A 16,106-nucleotide genomic window follows, 5' to 3' on the forward strand; every position below is an offset into this window, starting at 1 on the left:
GGGCGAAGGCCGCGATCAGGTGCGCTCCTCCGTGTCCTTTGTGCTCGGCGGCAACCTCGAGGAGCTCCTGCTGACCGGGTCGGCGGCCGCGGCGGGCACCGGCAACGGTCTGGGCAATGTCCTGCGCGGCAACGCGGCCGCGAATGCCTTAGACGGGCTCGACGGGGCGGACGAGTTGCACGGCAACGACGGAAACGACTCGCTGGACGGCGGCACAGGGGACGATCGTCTGTTCGGCGGCGGGGGCAACGACACGCTGTTCGGCAACGCGGGCTACGACCGGATGTACGGCGGGACTGGCGACGATACCTACATGGTCACGGATGTGGACAATTATACTTATGAGAATGCGGGAGAAGGTCGCGACAAGGTCGTGGCTTTCATCGACCATCAGCTTCGTGCCGAGGTCGAAGACCTGGTCCTGAACGGAACCGCCAACCTCATCGGCAAGGGCAATCTTGCCGACAATGCCATCGTCGGCAACGATGGCGACAACCGGATGTACGGCTACGACGGCGCGGATACGCTGGAAGGCCGGGCCGGCAACGATTATGTAATGGGCGGCGCGGGCAACGATATGCTGTCCGGCGGCGCGGGGCACGACCGCATGTACGGCGGCATCGGCGACGACCGCTATCTGGTCGGCGACACGGCCGACTATGCCTATGAGAATGCCGGCGAAGGCACCGACCGGGTGATTGCCACCATCAACCATGTGCTGCGGGCCAACATCGAGCAGCTGGAACTCGGCGGCAGCGCGGACCTGCGCGGCTACGGCAATGCGCTCGACAATTTGGTGGCGGGCAATGGCGGCGGCAACCAATTGTACGGACGCGACGGCAACGACCAACTGCTGGGCAGCGGCGGAAACGACATCCTGTTCGGGGAGAACGGCAGCGACCGGCTGATCGGCGGCGCCGGACAGGACCGCGCTTACGGCGGAGCGGGCAGCGACGAGTTCATCTTCGGTGCCGGCGACCTGTCGGGAGCAAGCAATAGCTCGGCCGACCGGGTCCACGATTTCTCGCGCGATCAGGGCGACCGCATTCGCCTAGACGGGATCGACGCCGACATCATCCGGGGCGAGGATCAGAGCTTCGCCTTTATCGGCGAGAACGGCTTTTCGGGCACGGCAGGCGAGCTGCGTTACCAGCAGATCAGCGGCAATACTTTCGTCCAAGGCGATACGAACGGTGACGGAGCGGCGGATTTCTGGATCCGCCTCGACGGCCTGCACACGCTCGGCAGCGGCGACTTCTTCCTGTAGGCCGCGCTAGGCCGCGCTGCGCAGCGCGGCCCCTCACAAGAAAAAAGGGGCGGGCCGAGGCCCACCCCTTCCTTCAGTTCACGCAATGACCCGTGGATCAGCCACGCTCCGGAGCCGGCGGCGGCGGCGGCGGCGGCGGCGGCGGCGCCGGGCACACGTCGGTCGCCAGGATCACCGAACCGTCCGGGCACGTCTGCGTCGCCGGGGGCGGCGGAGGCGGCGGCGGCGGCGGAGGCGGAGGCGGCGGAGGCGCTGCCGGGGCGCCCAGGTTGAACGTCAGGCTGGCCAGCAGCGAGTGCGACCGCCACTTGCCGATCACCTCTTCGCTGTCCGACTCCTCGATGTTGTACTTGGAACGGAAGAAGCGATACTTGAGGCCAAGATCGAGGTTCTGAGTGATGGGCGCGCGAACGCCCGCCAACAGCTGCCACGCGAAGTTGTTGTCGGTACCGCCCAGCGAGATCGCATCGATGTCGTAGGTGGTGCGGGCAACGCCCGCGCCGCCACCAACAAAGCCGCTCAGCCCGTCGTCCGGACCGAAGTCGAGCAGCAGGTTGCCCATGGCGGACAGGGTCCGGGCCTTGCCGCCGTCACCGCGCAGGATGCCGAAGTTGGGCGCAACGGTGGTCTCGTCGATGCGGGCGCGCTTGAAGCCGAGCTCGGCTTCCGCCCGGACCACACCGAAATCGTAGCCGCCGAGCAGGGCAGCATCGATCCCGACCTTGTGATCAACGGTGACCGGACCATCGCGCGAGCCGAGCAGGCCCTGATAGTCGAGGTCGGCGTCCTCCAGGATCATGGCGCCGGCTTCAACGCCCACATAAGGCGCCCCATCCCGAGCCAGCGCCGGGGTCGCAACGGCACATGCCGCCGCAGCCACCAGCAGTTTCGTACGCAGCTTCATATATTCTCCCTTGTTTATGCTCTTCGTAGACAACGCGCTTCTTAAGCGAAGAGTTCTTTATTCTTCAATGCCCAAGCGCAACAGGTCGGCCGTTGTTGCATCCAAGTCACGCCCATAATCATCGTTAACCATTTAAGCGCAAGGATTGCCGCAGTTTTTCCATGGAAAATGCTTTCGGCGTTTGCTCCAGGCCGTTAGGAATAGCCGAAAACCCGCTGATATTCGGAACAATCCTTATCGATCAAGGCTGCCATTGCGAACTGCCTTGCGTCTAGGTCCCGGTCGCCAGGCATGCGCGACTTGGGACAAACCGACTGTCCGTGCCGCGTGGCCTCAAAGCCGCGGTCGAACTCCTCGAGGTTCCGGTCGGTCGCTCCGCCGCCACGCCAGCCAAGGAAGCCCGCGAGCTCCCGGCGAGGCGCGTCCGACCCGACGAAGCTTTCGTAACGGACCACGGCGTGCGGCAGCGGGCCGGCGGCCAGGAGACGGTGGAGCCCCACCAGCCCGGCAGCCTCCCGGCGGCAGTAATCGACGACCCATTGGTCACTGAAACGATGCAGATTGCCCTGCGCGCGGTGCTTTTCAAAGAAGCTAAGCGCAACATCGACGATGTTCCGCACCGAGATCAGGACGCGGCGGGGCACCAGCTGCTCGATGTACCGCCCGTGCTCCGAGCAGAGCACTTCCTTGACGCCCCAACGCTTGCCGGCCAGCCGCGGCGCCACCAACCGCCGGAAGCGGGCGCCGGCAGACCCGTCGTCCGCCGCCCATTCCTCCTCGGTCACGGGCATGCCGAAGTTGGCCAGCTGGATGCGCAGCAGGCGGGTGTTCGCGACTTCGGTGAACAGAGGTTCGCTAAACACCAGCTGGTCCGGCGGCGAGGTCAGCCAGTTGCAGATCATGGTGCTTCCGGACCGGCCCATCGCCGCCAGGTAGAAGTCGGGCCGATCCACCTCCGGCGGCAGGAAGGAGTCAGGCATCGGCCGCGGACCGCAACAGGGCGAGTTCCTGCGGAACGACCAGTGCGGCGGCGGTTTGACGCCGGATGCGAGCGGCGGCAGCGGCCGAGTGGGATTCGAACAACGCGGGGTCCTCCACCATGCGCCGGATGCCCGAAGCCAGCCTGCCGGCATCTTCCGGCGGAGCAAGCTCGCCGCACTCCCCGTCCACGAACTCGCGGACGGCGGGGATGGCGTTGGTGACCGGGACCAGCCCCGACGACATGGCTTCGTCGCGCGACACGCCCTGAGTATCGATGCGCGTCGGCACCAGGAAGACGCCATGCTCGCGGTGCAATGCGGCGATGCGCGCCTGGCTCACGAAACCGCGCTCGACGGCGACGTTCCCGAGGTGGCGGAGCGGCGCCAGCGTGCGGTCCATCAACGGTCCGTCGCCAACGACCGTGAAGCGCAGCCGGTCGGAGCCGGCCTCGTCCGAGAGCTGCAGGATGGCGCTGACCGCCAGATCGTTGCCGTACCCGCGTGAGTCGAACGGCCTGAGCATCAGCACACCGAAGCGCTGCGCCGCCGGCTTGGGTTGGTAGCGGAACAGGTCGGTATCGATCGGATTGGGAATGACGCTGGCCGCCCCAGGCACGTCGGGCAGGTCGTGCCGGAACAGGTCAACCGCGGCGTGCGAGACGAAGACGAGGCCGAAGCGGGCCGGCGGCGCGAGGAGGAACTCGCGCCAGAACCGGCGGCGGCGTTCGATCACCTCCAGCGCCGCGGCGCGTTCCTCGCCCGCGAGATCCCACTCGGCCTTGCGCCGCGCGAACTCCGGGATCTCCGAGCCGTGCAGCCAGGCGCGGATGGGGTAGCGTTCGGCGAGGGGCGCCAGGGCCGGCCACTGCGCTTCGCTGAACCCATGCGCCGCCACCACGTCCGGGCGCCATCCGTCTGCAAAGGCGGCAAGTGCCTCCGAGCTGCCGCTGCGGCAGGTCACTCCGTCGATTCGATGCTTGGACGGCGTCGGCTGGTTCGCGGGCCGGAACACCGCAACCTCGTGCCCGTAGCTAAGGTAAGCAAGGACGCGGCGATGCACGAACGGATATTGGTAGAGATCGCCCGGAGCCGGATAGGAGCGCGTTACGACCAGGATCCGCAGCGGCGGCCCGCTACTCATGGACCCGGCGTGGGCCCGTGCCCTCGGCCGGCCGCACGTAGCGCCACAACCCCCCGCTCAGGCGCAGGTTTTCGGGCGCGCCGCCGAGGAACTGGCGGAGGCAGCGGAGGTAGGCGGCCCGCCAGCGGTCAGCATAGTCGTCCGCGGACTCGCGCCGGCCGGCGTCGGGCAGACGCTCCAACATAAAGTAGATCTGCCCATTCTCCCAAAAAGGCGCAACGAACATTGAGGGGATGCCGAGTCGGTGCGCCATGCGGGCGGCGAAGCTCGAGTAGGTGATCTCCTGCCCTTCGAAGGCGACGCGCGGCGCGGCCAGGTTGATCGCCCCGTCGACCGCGATCACCACCGCGTTGCCGCCGCCGAGTGCACCCAGGACCTTGCGCGCGACGTCCGTGCCGCCCTGGTCGCTGGTCGAGATCAGCGAGCGGGCGTAGGAGGTGCGCGCCACGCTGGGGGTCGATGCGAGCCATTTGGACTTCACGCCGAGCAGCTCAAGGGCAAGCGGCCCCGCATACATCGCGCCGATGTGCGCCGAGGCGAGGATCAGCCCGCGACTTGGGTCGACTTGGGCGAACGCCTGCTCGACGGCCGTGAGGTCCGCCAGCCGCGACATGGCCTCATGGACCTGGTCGTCGCGGCATTCGAGCCAGTCGAGCAGGTAATGGTCGGCAAGATAGCCCCACTTGGCGGCGCGCTCCCAACCCTGGCGATCGGCGGTGCGGTCGCGCCGGAGCTGCCAGGCCCAGTCCAGCCTTGCCGCCGGGACATCGGCGGCGTCGGCCTTTGCCCAGAGCTGTTCGAGCCCTGCCTCGAAGGACGGGGGCAGCGCCCGTTCCCGCTCGGCGGTGAAGCGGTCAAACAGGTCGGCGGCCTCGGCGGTCTGGCCAGCCTGGCTCAGCGCGCCCGCGGCATAACGGTGCCAGCGATGCGAGCCCGGCTGTAACGCGATTAGCTGCCGGAACTCATGGGCGGCCTCGGCATGTTGCCCGTTCTGCTTGTAGGCGCGGGCCAGCAGCGCACGGGCGTTGGCCGAGTGGGTGATCTTCTTGCAGGCTTCCGCTAAGTGCGGCGCAGCCTCCCCGGGTTTGCCGGTCCGCAACAGCACCTCGCCCAGCAGCAGCGCGGTGTTCGCGTCCCCGGGCATGTGACGGAGCGCTTCGCCGAGGTGCTCGGCGGCGCGGGCATTACCATCTGACCGCATCGCTGAGCGATAGACATGACCCAGCAGCTGCCGGAGCCTGGGAGCATCGGGTGACACGGCGACGCACCGCTCGCCGGCGGCGATCGCTTCCTCCGTCCGGCCGGCGTCCCAGTAGGCGCGTGCCACCTCCGCGATGACCTCGGGCTCCGCCGGCCAGGCAGACTCGGCAGCCTCGGCAAGGCGGGCTGCGTTCTCCGTCAACCCGGCGCGACCGAGGCAGAGCAGCGCGATCCGCGCCAAGCGTGGGTTGCGGGCGGCCCTTGCCGCAAGCACCCGGGCGTAGGCGCCCGCGGCTTCAACCTGGCCGTCCTGCAGCAGCAGCTGGAGGTAGGCGGCCTGGCCGTCCAGGTCATCGGGCCGCAGCTCGATCAGCCGCAGCGCGTCAGCGAGCGCGGCCGGGAATTGCCTGGTCCGCCCGAACAGGCTGCCGCGGAGTCGTAGCTCCTCCACCGCTTCCGGTTGGACGTCGAGCAGACGTCCGAGCACCGCAACCGCCGCGTCGAACTGTTTCTCTCGGATGAGCCACGACAGCACGTGCCGCCGCAGCGTGACCCGCGCCTCCGGCAGGCTTGCGACCTCAGGGTCGAGCTGGTCGAGACCGCGATCGATCCGTCCGCTGCGGATCAACGCTACCGCATAGAGCAGCTTCTGCTCGGTATCGTCCTCCCGGCCCTGCCCCAGCGAGCGCTCGGCAAGCGCGCAGGCATCGGACCAGCGCCCGGCTTCAACGGCCTCCGTGAGTAGGCCGTCAGGACTGCGCAGCAGCGTCGCGGCGTTCACCTGGCAGCCGCCAAGGCCCGCGGGAGGCGCCGCCGGAGCGACGCCCGCAGCAGCCCGCGAAGCGCAAAGCCCAGCATGGCCGCCAAGCCGATCAGGAGCAGCAACGGCATCACAATCGACGGCAGGTCGCGCACTTGCGCGAAGGCTCCGGCGGACATGCCGACGATCAGCACGAAGTAGCGGCGCTGCTGGATCATGTTGAGATAGGCTTGCTGAAGCGTGTTCAGGGTCGACTGCCAGCGGGCCTGCGCGATCTCCTTGCGGTCGGTGGCATATTCGAACTCGCCAACCGTGCGCGACAGGGACCCGCCGCTCGGATTGACCAGCCGGCCGCGCTGCTCGCCGATCTGCGACCGCAGTTCGCGCACGCGCTGGTCGAGCCCGGGCAGCAGCGGGCTGTTGACCAGCCCCTCGCCGCGCAGCGCGTCGCGCTGCCGCTCGGCTTCAGACAGCTGCAGTTCGAGGCTGCTGATCAGCTGGTAGACCGCGGCGGCCGTCTGCTCCGGGTTGAGCTCGCCCCGTTCGGCCTGGACCGCGGCAAGCGAGCGGCGCGCGCTGGCGACCTGCCGTTCGGCCTGCTGCACGTCGCGGGTCAGCGCTTCGATCTGGTCGGCACCGATCTTGTCGGACGACGCGTTCACATGATGCTCGGCGGCAGCCAGGATGGCGTTGCCAAGGCGAACCGCGTCCTCCGGGGTGCGGGCTTCGACCTTGAGGCGCAGGATGCCTTCCTGAACGTCGACCATCACCGACACACGCTTCAGATAATAGCGGAACGGATCACGGTTGAGGCCGAGCGGTCCTTCGAAGCGGGCCAACGGGTCCATCTGCGAACCGCGGAAATGGTCCAGAAAGCCGTGCCGCCGCTCCATGTGCTCCATCATCGGCCGCGACAGGATGAACGCGCGCGCCTTGAAGGCGTCGGCGATGGTACTGTTGGAGGCGCCCATGGCGAACAGGCCCGCGGTCGGGGACGCAGCCGAGTTGGTGCTGGTCTGGACGGTGAACACGGCCTCGCCCTCGTACAGCTTGGTCGCGACGAAGCCGACGTACAGCAGCACGGCGAGCAGGGGCGCGGCGAGCAGCAGCATGGCGCGGCGCAGGCTGGTGCGCCAGCGCTGCTGACGGCGGCCGAGGATCTCGCGGCGGGCCTCCTCGAGCCGCGCCTCGGGCGAGAAGCCGCTCGCGCGGCCGACGAACTTGGGCGGTTCGGGCTCGCTTGGCGCCGGGTCCAGGTCGACCTCCACCAGCTTGCGCCGTTCCTGCCAGTTGCGGATGCGTTCGTCGTTCATGGGCGTGGACTCACTTGTCGCTTGCTGGTCATGCGAGATCGAAGACGGGAACTTCAGCGCTCTCGTCGGCGTCCGGGTCGTTGGTGCCGGCGAGCAGTTCGGTGGCATGGTCGAAACCGTCGCACGGCACGATCTCGCCCTCGCTCACCACGTAGAAGCGCTCGCAGACGTCCTTGGCTTGGCGCGGATTGCTGCCGACGAAGATCAGGCCGCAGCCTTCCGCAAGGCGCGCGGTCAGCACCTCGGTGGTCTTGCGGCGGAAGGCTTCGTCGCCGGTCGCGATCTTGTCGTCGGCGAGGTAGGTGCGCGCGGGAATGCCAAGGCTCGCCGCCATCGCCAGCCGGGCCTTCATGGTCGGCGAGTAGAGCTTCAGCGGCCGGTAGTACATCTCCCCGAGCTCGGCGAAGTCCTGGCAGAAGGCGGCGAGGTCGAGCGGATCGACGTCGGCGACCTGCGCCAGGCTGCGCACGTTCGCCTCGCCCGTCATGTCGGCCTGGAACCAGCCGGAGTAGCCCAGCGGCCAGCCGCCGGCGTCGCGCAGCACGGTGCCGCCGTCCGGGCGGTCGAGGCCGGCGAGCAGGCGGATGATGGTCGACTTGCCCTGCCCCGGCCGCACCAACAGCGCGACCTTCTCCCCCGTGTTGACGACCAGCGAGGCCTGGAACAGGACCACCGTCGGCCGGTCGCCGGTCATGTAGTAGCGGGTGCAGTCGACAAAGCCCCACATGTCAGTCGCGCCTCGTGAGGTTGAGCACGGCGCCGATCATCAGCATGGCGGCGATCCACAACAGGGCATAGCTGCCCGACGCGACCCGCGACTGGTAGTGCAGCAGCATGCCGTCGCGCGCGATCTCCACCGCGTGCAGCAACGGGTTCCAGCTCAGCACGTCGAGCAGATAGTCCGGCAGCTCGTTGGCGGTGAAGAAGACAGCCGACAGGAAGAAGCTCGGGCGCAGCAGGATCTGGCCGATCTGGTTGAACCGGTCGTTGAAGCGCGCCAGGCCGAGAAAGGCGTAGGCGTAGCTGACCCCCAGCGCCCAGCACAGCGCGGTGCCCCACAGGAAGGTGAGCGGGTCGTCCATCTCGCCGCGGCCGAACAGCAGGAAGTTGGCGGCGAACACCACGCCCAGCAGGATGGCGCTGTTGAGCACCTCGACCAGGGCGGCCGAAGCCACCGCATGCTCCTCGGTTACGGCCGGGTAGATCAGCAGTCCGCGGACGGTAGAGCGGGTCCGGCCGACCGCGGTCACGACATGGCGAAAGGTCGCGTAGGGGATCAGGCCGGAAATGATGAAAGTGACAACGTCGGTGTAGACCGGCGAGGTCCGGCCGAGCATGGCAAAGGCCAGGTAGGTCGCCGCGATCCACGCCAGCGGCGCCATAAAGGACATGGCAAAGCCGAAGCCGTTTTCGCCCAGGCGCGAGCGAACGTCCCGTTCGGCCAGGGCGAGCACCAGCTGCAACTGTACCCGCAGCCACTCGGAGAAGCTCTCCCCGGCGACCGGCCGGGAAACGGTGCCCGCCCCGGAGATCACGGCACCACCGTGATCGCGGAACGGGCGGTACCGAGCGTCTGGGTGAGCGCCGACAAGGCCTTGCGCGTTTGGGTAAACGGCGCGTTGGAGATCATCACCACATCGCCGTCGCGAACGATGAAGCGACTGGCCAGCGCCACCGTTTCCGGGCGCCGCATCTCGAACTGGTAGACCACGGGCGAGGCCTGCCCGGGCTCGGCCCGGACCAGGAAGATGGCGCGCGGGTCGGCGGCGTTCTCGTCCAGCCCGCGGGCCTGGCCGAGCACGTCCGTGACATTGTACGCCCGCTTGGCGATGCGCACCTGGCCCTGAGCACCCGCAGCACCGAGCACGGTGACATGCTGCACCACTTCGTTGAGGATGATGGAGTCGCCGGGCTGAAGAGCGATGTCGAGAGCGGGATCGCGCAGCACGTCCGCCATCCGGACGCTGGCGGCCTGTCCTCCCCGGCGGACGGTGACGTCGAGCATTTCCGGGTTCTTGAGTTCCGGCGCGACCTCACCCAGCAGCTCGCCCAGCCGGGTGCGCCCGCGCTCGATCGGATAGGTGCCGGCCTTGCCCGCGTTACCCTGGACGCTGACGAGCTTGCTCCGCGGACTGGCAGCGCGGAGGTCCACCTGCGGGTTACGGATGATGCTGCGCAGCCGGGCCGTGATCGCCTCCCGCGCCTGCGGGATCGTGCGTCCGGCGACGGCAACGGTGCCGGCGAACGGCACGTAGATCCGGCCCGCCTCGTCGACTGCGATCTCGCCCAGGTCGCCGCTGCCGGTTGTGAACACGGTCGGCGCGCCGCCCTCCCAAATGGTGAGCTTGAGCATGTCGCCCGGGCCGATCGCCTCATATGCGACCGGACCGGCGGCGGTGAACTCGGCCGGGAAGCCGGCGGTCGCCTGCGCGGCGGCGGGCAGGGTTGCGGCGGTCACCGGAACCAGCGTGATCCGCCCGGCCTCCGATGCCTTTTCCACCTCGCCAAGCGAGGACACCGAGCGCGGCATGACGCAGCCTGCCAATGCCGCGGTGGCAAGAACCAGGAAGAAGGGTCGCAGCCGCATCGTCAATTCCCTAAGCCGCTTGTTGAACTTCGGAGTAGTCGTCCCCGGCTCCGCTTGGCGCCGAGCAGGAGACGAAATTGGCCAGCATGTTGGGAACCGAGAAGTGTGCGTCGAGGAAGCGGCGGCCCAACCCGTCCTCGGCGAACAGGGCGCGATCCTCGCTGCGCATGGCGAGCTCGTGCGTCTGCGCGACCAGATTGTCGAGGCAGGGCTGCTCCGTGCATTCGAGAACATAGCCGGTGGTTCCATTGAGCAGGCACTCGGATGCGCCGCCCGCCGGGGTGGTGACGACCCGCACGCCCATATACTGCGCTTCGATGAGGACGTTGGGCAGCCCCTCGTAGCGCGACAACAGCAACAGCACGTCGAGCCGCGACATCCAGTAGCCGACCCGCGTCGAGCGATCGGTGAACAGGATCCTGTCGGCGATCCCGAGGTCGCTCGCCAGTTGCTGGGCGGAGGGGAGCAGCCGGCCCCCGCCGACCATCACGATCCGCGTGTCGGGATGCGCCTTGAGGTAGCGCGCAGCGAAGCGGATCCACAGGTTCGGCTGCTTGTCGGTGTCGAACCGGAACACGCTGCCGATGGTGCGGGTGGCGTCGGGCGTCGCGCGAACGAACGCTTCCCACATCTCCTCGCAAGCGGCCGAGCCCTGCACCGCCATCGGCTCCACCCCGTTGTAGACGATGGCGAACCGGCTCACGGGAATGTCGAGCCACTCGGCATAGGCCCTGGCGGACGCCTTGTTGTTGCTGAGAAAGGTGACGCCCGGGACCTGCGCCATCGCCCGGTACATCAGCTCATATTCCGGCCGGTACATGTGCTTGCGCAGCACGGGCGGGAGTCCCCGGATGGCGAGCTGGATGTGCGGCACGCCCGCGACCAGCGCGGCCAACCCCGCGAAAAGGCAGGCGCCGTCCTGCCAGGCGGAAGCGACGTCCGTGCCGGAGTCGATCAGGTGCTTGGACAAGCGCTTGACGCCATAGTTCACGCTGGGCGGAAGATAGTCGAGCAGCAACCGCAGCTGCGCATCCTCGACCCCCAGCGACCGCGGCGAGACCGGCTTGACCTCGTTCAGCTGGTGCAGCTCGACACCCGCTTCGCTGACCTCGCCGAGGTAGAAATCGTTCTGCTTCTCGGGCCCATGCGAACGAATCACGATTTCCACCGGCCGCGTGAGAGCGATGCCGCCGACCGGGAGCAGCGCCTTGCGCTTGCGTTCCAGCTCGATCGCCAGCCTGGTCAGCTGGCGCTCGGCCCCGCCCGGTCCGAGGCTGCCGGTGATCAGGCTCAGCCGGCCCAGCCCCGGCGCCTTGGGAGCGGCCACTTCGCGACCGGCGAACCACAGGATCGCGTGCTTCATGGCGAGCAGGCGGGCGTCCTCGTCCTCGGCGACCGGCCGGCCTTCCAGCTCTGCCAGCAGATCGAGGATCGCAGCCGTGTTGCCGCACAGCGCGTACGCTTTGCTGTCGTCGGGATAGCTCCCGTGCAGCGGCAGCAAAACTTGATGCGCTTTGGCGATGTAGCCGTCCCCAACCAGGCGCTTGGCGTAGTTGATGCGGTACTCGCGCCGCTCGGGGCAACTGGCGAACAGGGCGTCGAACAGCTCCGCGGAACGGTCAAAGGCACGCGCGGTGTAGAGGAGATCGGCCTTGACCAGCAGCGCGGCCGGATCGCTGTCGTCGCCGAGATTGCGGGCCTCGATCGCCTCCACCGCATCGGCCAGCGCCTTGCGCTTGATCAGCCGGCTGACCTTGCACAGCCAGAGCGGCTCGCTGCCCGGGTAGATCGCCTCGAACAGCGCATGCTGGCGGTCGAACTCCCCGTCGCATTCGATCACTTCCAGCAGCGCAACGGCGGCGCCTGGGCAGCCGACCACGCCTGCGCTGTCGTCAGCGACGAAGTCGCTCTTCAATCCATTGTACATTCTGCTGTCCCCCCGGACCTTGTTCTATGCAACCGGTTCCGGCCGCCGCGCGGCCGAGGCTTTCGCTTCGCGCGCCGCCAGCACCCGACAACGTTCGAGGTTGCGTGCGTTGCTTTCCACTTCGGGCGCCAACTGGTTCAGCCTGCCCCAATATTGCGCCGCCTGTTCGAACCGCATCTTGCGCATGGCCTCCAGGGCGGCGCGGCGCAGGATGGCGGCATCGTCGGGCTTAATCCGCAGCAGCAGGGATAGCACCTGCTCGCGGCCTTCCTCGTCCGCCGCACCGTTCTCGATCTCGCGCAGCTGCAGCCGCAACCTACGGTTGAGCCGTTCAAGCTCGCTCGTCAGCCCGGCACTTTCCCCGCTTTCCGTGTGCAACAGCTCGACCAGCTTGCCTGCAAGGCGGAATTCGCCGTTCAGGGTTGCGGTGCGCAGCTGGCGGAGCGCGCGGCGATCCGCCGTCTGGAAAAAGCGCGTGGCTTCCCCGGCGTATTTTGCGGCCGCGGGATGATCCGACTGGCGTAGCGCAGCGTACATCTGCAGGGCAATGTCGTAGCGGCCGAGCGCAGCGCCGATCCGCCCGGCCCAGCGCAGCACGCCGGGGTGCGACGGATCGCGCTGGTGAATTTGGGTCAGCAGGTCCAGTGCGGCACCATTGTCACCCAGCTTGTGGAGCGACAAGGCGACGGGCAGCGCCGCATCGGTGGCGGCCAGGATCACGTCGCCAGCCTTTTTCCATACGGCCACCACCGCGGGATAGTCCTGCTGCGCGTAAGCCTCGCGCACCGCGGAACGAAAGTGCGCCAAGGCTGCCCGTTCTGTCCGGGCCGGCAGCCCGCCGGGGCGGATGGCCGCCGCCGCAGCCGCCAGCTCGTGCGCCCACTGGAACTCGCCACTTGCCAGCAACTCGGCCGCGACCCGCCCGCTTTGCGCGGCGATTCGAACCGCAGAAGCGGGCGGCACGCTGTTGCCGCACCCGGCGAGCTGACGCAGGCAGTCGGTCGCGGTGTCCAGCATTCCCGCCGAGATCAGGCTGTCGATCAGGGTTTCGGCGCGGCTGACGTCCACCCGGCAGATGGCGCCGAACACCTTGGCGAACATCGGACCGTCCTGGTGGTCGAGCGCCCAGCGAGCGATCTCGAACGTACCGCCGACGCCCGATGCGCTATGTTCCAGCACCTCCTCGCGCCATGCCTGGTATGGGCTCGCATCGCCCAGCTGTGACAGGGAGGTGAGCACCTTCAGCGCGGCCGTGAAGTTGGTACGGTCGTGGCGGAACGACTGCTTCCATGCATTCAGGGCACGCTCGGGCTGTCCGGTCTGCTCATAGGCGGCCGCGGCACAGGCATAGATGATCCCGCTTTCATGTTCGTCGCCGAGCAGCAGTTCGGCGAGCGCCAAGGCTTCCGCCCATTGCTCGGTCGCAGTGTAGGCTTCCAGCAGGGCCACCTTGCCGTCGGGGGACAGCGAGGACGACTGGTTCAGCCCTTCTAGGGCGCGCAAGGCGCCCTCGAAGTCCCCGATTTGCGAGAGGATCTTCCCGCGCAGTTGAATCAAGGGCGGAGCATCAGGCTCCTTGCGTAGCGCGGCATACAGCCGACGACTTCCGGACAGGAAATCGTCGAACTTGATCAGGGCTTCGATGTTCTCGGCGAGCAGGTGCTGGCGCAGCGCTGCGTCCTGCCCTTCCGGCAGGTCCATCGCTTCCATCATCCGCCCGACATGCTCGCGGTGGATCTCGGCATAGACCCGGTCGGAGAAGCTCTGGGTGAAATGCGTCAGGTCAAGCCCTCCATGCTCAAGCGCCCGCTCCTGACCCATCGCCTCCATCGCTGCCGTGGGATCAAAGCAGGGCACCTGCAGCTGCCCTGCGGCGAGCTTGACCCAGTTGATCAGCCGCTCGCGCGCGGGGATGGTCGCACCGTCCGGCGTCCGAGCGTTGACGTGGGTCATGAAGATGACCGTGTCGCGGCCGAGGCGCTCGGCGATCTCGGCCATGTCCGCCTTGAGCGAAGCGAAATCCTGTTCTTCCATGCGCAGGCTGGCGAGCAGCGCCTGGTCGGCGGGACTCAGCAGCGCATAGGCCGGATCAGCGCCAAGGAACTCGGCGAGTTCGGCATGCTGTTCGCGCTTGATCAATGACCAGAAGCGCTGGGTCCGCTTGCCGTTGGAGAAGAACTCGGAGAAATGCCGGTACAGGTAGTTGATCTGGACCGAGTCGGCTCGGCAAGTGATCTTCTTGGCCGAGCTGATCTCCACCATATGAAGGTCCGACGGCGTCCAGTCCCCGTCCGAGCCGCCGGGCGCGGGGTCCGGCCGGAACAGGATGGGCCGGACCTGCTCGGCGAAGCTTTGCTCCCCTTGCAGATAGCGGACCTGTTGCAGCGCCTCCGCACTGGTGTGAGTGTATCCATAAACCCGGGCGGTATTGATGAGGATCGGGTACTTCGGCTGCGCCTGCCGGAGCGGATTGTTGATGCGACAGGTCCCGATGGGGGTAATGCTGAACTTCTGCACCAATCTTCCGTCCGTTACCTGTTGGGTGGGGCCTCTAGAGGCTCCAATAATGGATGTCGGGCCTCAGCGAGCCAGGTGGCACTGCCGACTTCACATCCACGAAGATCCCGTCGCTTGCGACCATTTGCCCAAAGTCGTTACCATCGAGTAAACCATAAGTGGAATGGGGAACTGCCAGGATCAGGGCATGCAGATCGCGAAACTCCTCAAGTGAGGACAATTCGACACTATATTCCTCGATCACCGAGTGCGGCGATGCCATGGGATCATGGACCAGCGGCTTCAGCCCGAACGACACCAGCTCCCGATGGATGTCGACCACCTTGGAGTTGCGGATGTCGGGAACATTCTCCTTGAAGGTGAAGCCGAGAATGCCGACCCGCAAGTTCTTGAGCGGCATGTCGTTGCGCGACAACAGCTTGATCAGGCGCTGGCCGATGTAGGCGCCCATGCTGTCGTTGATGCGGCGGCCCGACAGGATCACTTCGGGATGGTAGCCGAGTTCTTCCGCCTTGGCCGTGAGGTAGTAAGGATCGACCCCGATGCAGTGGCCGCCTACTAGGCCGGGGTGGAACTTCAGGAAATTCCACTTGGTGCCGGCCGCAGCGAGCACGTCGCGCGACCGAATGCCGACCAGGTCGCAAATCTTGGAGACCTCGTTCATCAGCGCTATGTTGACGTCGCGCTGGGTGTTCTCCAGCACCTTGGCCGCTTCCGCGACCTTGATGGACGGGGCCTGGTGGATGCCGGCCTCGATGATCGCGCCGTAGACGCCGCACAGGCGGTCGAGCGTTGCCTCGTCCTGCCCTGCGACCACCTTGACGATCTTCTCCAGCGGATGCTCCTTGTCGCCCGGATTGATCCGCTCCGGGCTGTAGCCGAGGGTGAAGTCGACACCGCACTTCAACCCCGAGGCCCGCTCCAGGGCGGGACCGCAGATCTCCTCGGTAACGCCGGGGTAGACAGTGCTTTCGAACACCACCGTGGCGCCGGGCGAGAGCACTGGCCCGACCACCTCGCAAGCCTTGAGCATGGCCCGGAAGTCCGGGCGGTTGGCGTCATCGATCGGGGTCGGCACGGTGACGATGTACAGGGTCTTGCCGACGAGCTCGGCGGGATCGGAGGTTATCTGCAGCCGATTGCTCGTCAATTCGCCGGGCGATACCTCATTGGTGCTGTCGACGCCGCGATTGAGATCGTCCACCCGCCGCAGGTTGGTGTCGAAGCCGGTGACGTCGGCCTGCCTGGACAAGGCGACCGCCAGCGGCAACCCGACATAACCCAGGCCGATAACACCGATCCTTTCTTCAATACCCGACAAACTACACCCCGCCCCGGGCCGCGTTAGGGTCGGCCGCCTACCCCTCACCTTGATGTGAATTGGCAATCATCGCGAGAACCTGTTGCCGCCCTGCCCCCCAAGGCCCAACAGAAACATCGCCAGCGATCACCGAGCATTAGCGGCATAGCTCCTTCGCCCCGGCTGACAAGCTGTTGCGAGATCCGGTTG

General features: G+C 67.2%; 12 protein-coding genes. 1 reads left to right on the forward strand and 11 read right to left on the reverse strand.

Translation table 11 applies throughout. The features are described 5' to 3' along the window. The coding region (locus QZX62_RS01755; RefSeq protein WP_294171690.1) for a calcium-binding protein at window positions 1–1,267 on the forward strand (1,267 nt) is incomplete at its 5' end. A gap of 97 nt (window positions 1,268–1,364) precedes the next feature. Here QZX62_RS01755 and QZX62_RS01760 read toward each other — a convergent pair. From QZX62_RS01760 to QZX62_RS01810, 11 genes are all read right to left on the reverse strand, one after another. Further along, window positions 1,365–2,171 carry an outer membrane beta-barrel protein gene (locus QZX62_RS01760; protein WP_294171691.1) on the reverse strand — a complete coding sequence of 269 codons (807 nt, stop codon included), beginning with the start codon at window positions 2,169–2,171 and terminating at the stop codon, window positions 1,365–1,367. A 194-nt stretch (window positions 2,172–2,365) separates the two neighbouring features. Then, a complete protein-coding gene (locus tag QZX62_RS01765; protein WP_294171693.1) occupies window positions 2,366–3,151 on the reverse strand; it encodes a hypothetical protein in 786 nt (261 codons plus the stop codon). Then, window positions 3,144–4,292: a glycosyltransferase family 4 protein gene (locus QZX62_RS01770; RefSeq protein ID WP_294171694.1), complete on the reverse strand. Its 1,149-nt coding sequence runs from the start codon at window positions 4,290–4,292 to the stop codon at window positions 3,144–3,146. Before QZX62_RS01770 ends, QZX62_RS01765 begins: the two co-directional genes overlap by 8 nt. Beyond that, entirely contained in the window at window positions 4,285–6,273 is a 1,989-nt protein-coding gene (locus QZX62_RS01775) for a tetratricopeptide repeat protein (RefSeq protein ID WP_294171696.1), read from the reverse strand. The genes QZX62_RS01770 and QZX62_RS01775 overlap by 8 nt, the downstream gene beginning before the upstream one ends. Next, the gene (locus QZX62_RS01780) at window positions 6,270–7,565 is read right to left on the reverse strand and encodes a hypothetical protein (RefSeq protein ID WP_294171697.1); all 1,296 of its coding nucleotides are present in this window, start codon (window positions 7,563–7,565) and stop codon (window positions 6,270–6,272) included. The genes QZX62_RS01775 and QZX62_RS01780 overlap by 4 nt, the downstream gene beginning before the upstream one ends. 28 nt (window positions 7,566–7,593) lie before the next feature. Then, a complete protein-coding gene (locus QZX62_RS01785) occupies window positions 7,594–8,292 on the reverse strand; it encodes an ATP-binding cassette domain-containing protein (protein ID WP_294171698.1) in 699 nt (232 codons plus the stop codon). A gap of 1 nt (window position 8,293) precedes the next feature. Continuing rightward, a complete protein-coding gene (locus QZX62_RS01790; RefSeq protein ID WP_294171699.1) occupies window positions 8,294–9,100 on the reverse strand; it encodes an ABC transporter permease in 807 nt (268 codons plus the stop codon). Beyond that, entirely contained in the window at window positions 9,097–10,152 is a 1,056-nt protein-coding gene (locus QZX62_RS01795) for a polysaccharide biosynthesis/export family protein (RefSeq protein ID WP_294171700.1), read from the reverse strand. The genes QZX62_RS01790 and QZX62_RS01795 overlap by 4 nt, the downstream gene beginning before the upstream one ends. 10 nt (window positions 10,153–10,162) lie before the next feature. Further along, window positions 10,163–12,079, reverse strand: coding sequence for a glycosyltransferase (locus tag QZX62_RS01800; protein WP_294171701.1), 1,917 nt, complete (start codon window positions 12,077–12,079; stop codon window positions 10,163–10,165). 24 nt (window positions 12,080–12,103) lie between these two features. Next, complete coding sequence (locus QZX62_RS01805) at window positions 12,104–14,596, reverse strand: hypothetical protein (protein ID WP_294171702.1); 2,493 nt, start codon at window positions 14,594–14,596, stop codon at window positions 12,104–12,106. 34 nt (window positions 14,597–14,630) lie between these two features. Beyond that, window positions 14,631–15,917, reverse strand: coding sequence for a nucleotide sugar dehydrogenase (locus tag QZX62_RS01810; RefSeq protein ID WP_294171704.1), 1,287 nt, complete (start codon window positions 15,915–15,917; stop codon window positions 14,631–14,633). Window positions 15,918–16,106: the final 189 nt, after the last annotated feature.

Origin of the sequence: uncultured Sphingomonas sp. (genome assembly GCF_902806265.1) — a bacterium.
GTDB lineage: Bacteria > Pseudomonadota > Alphaproteobacteria > Sphingomonadales > Sphingomonadaceae > Sphingomicrobium.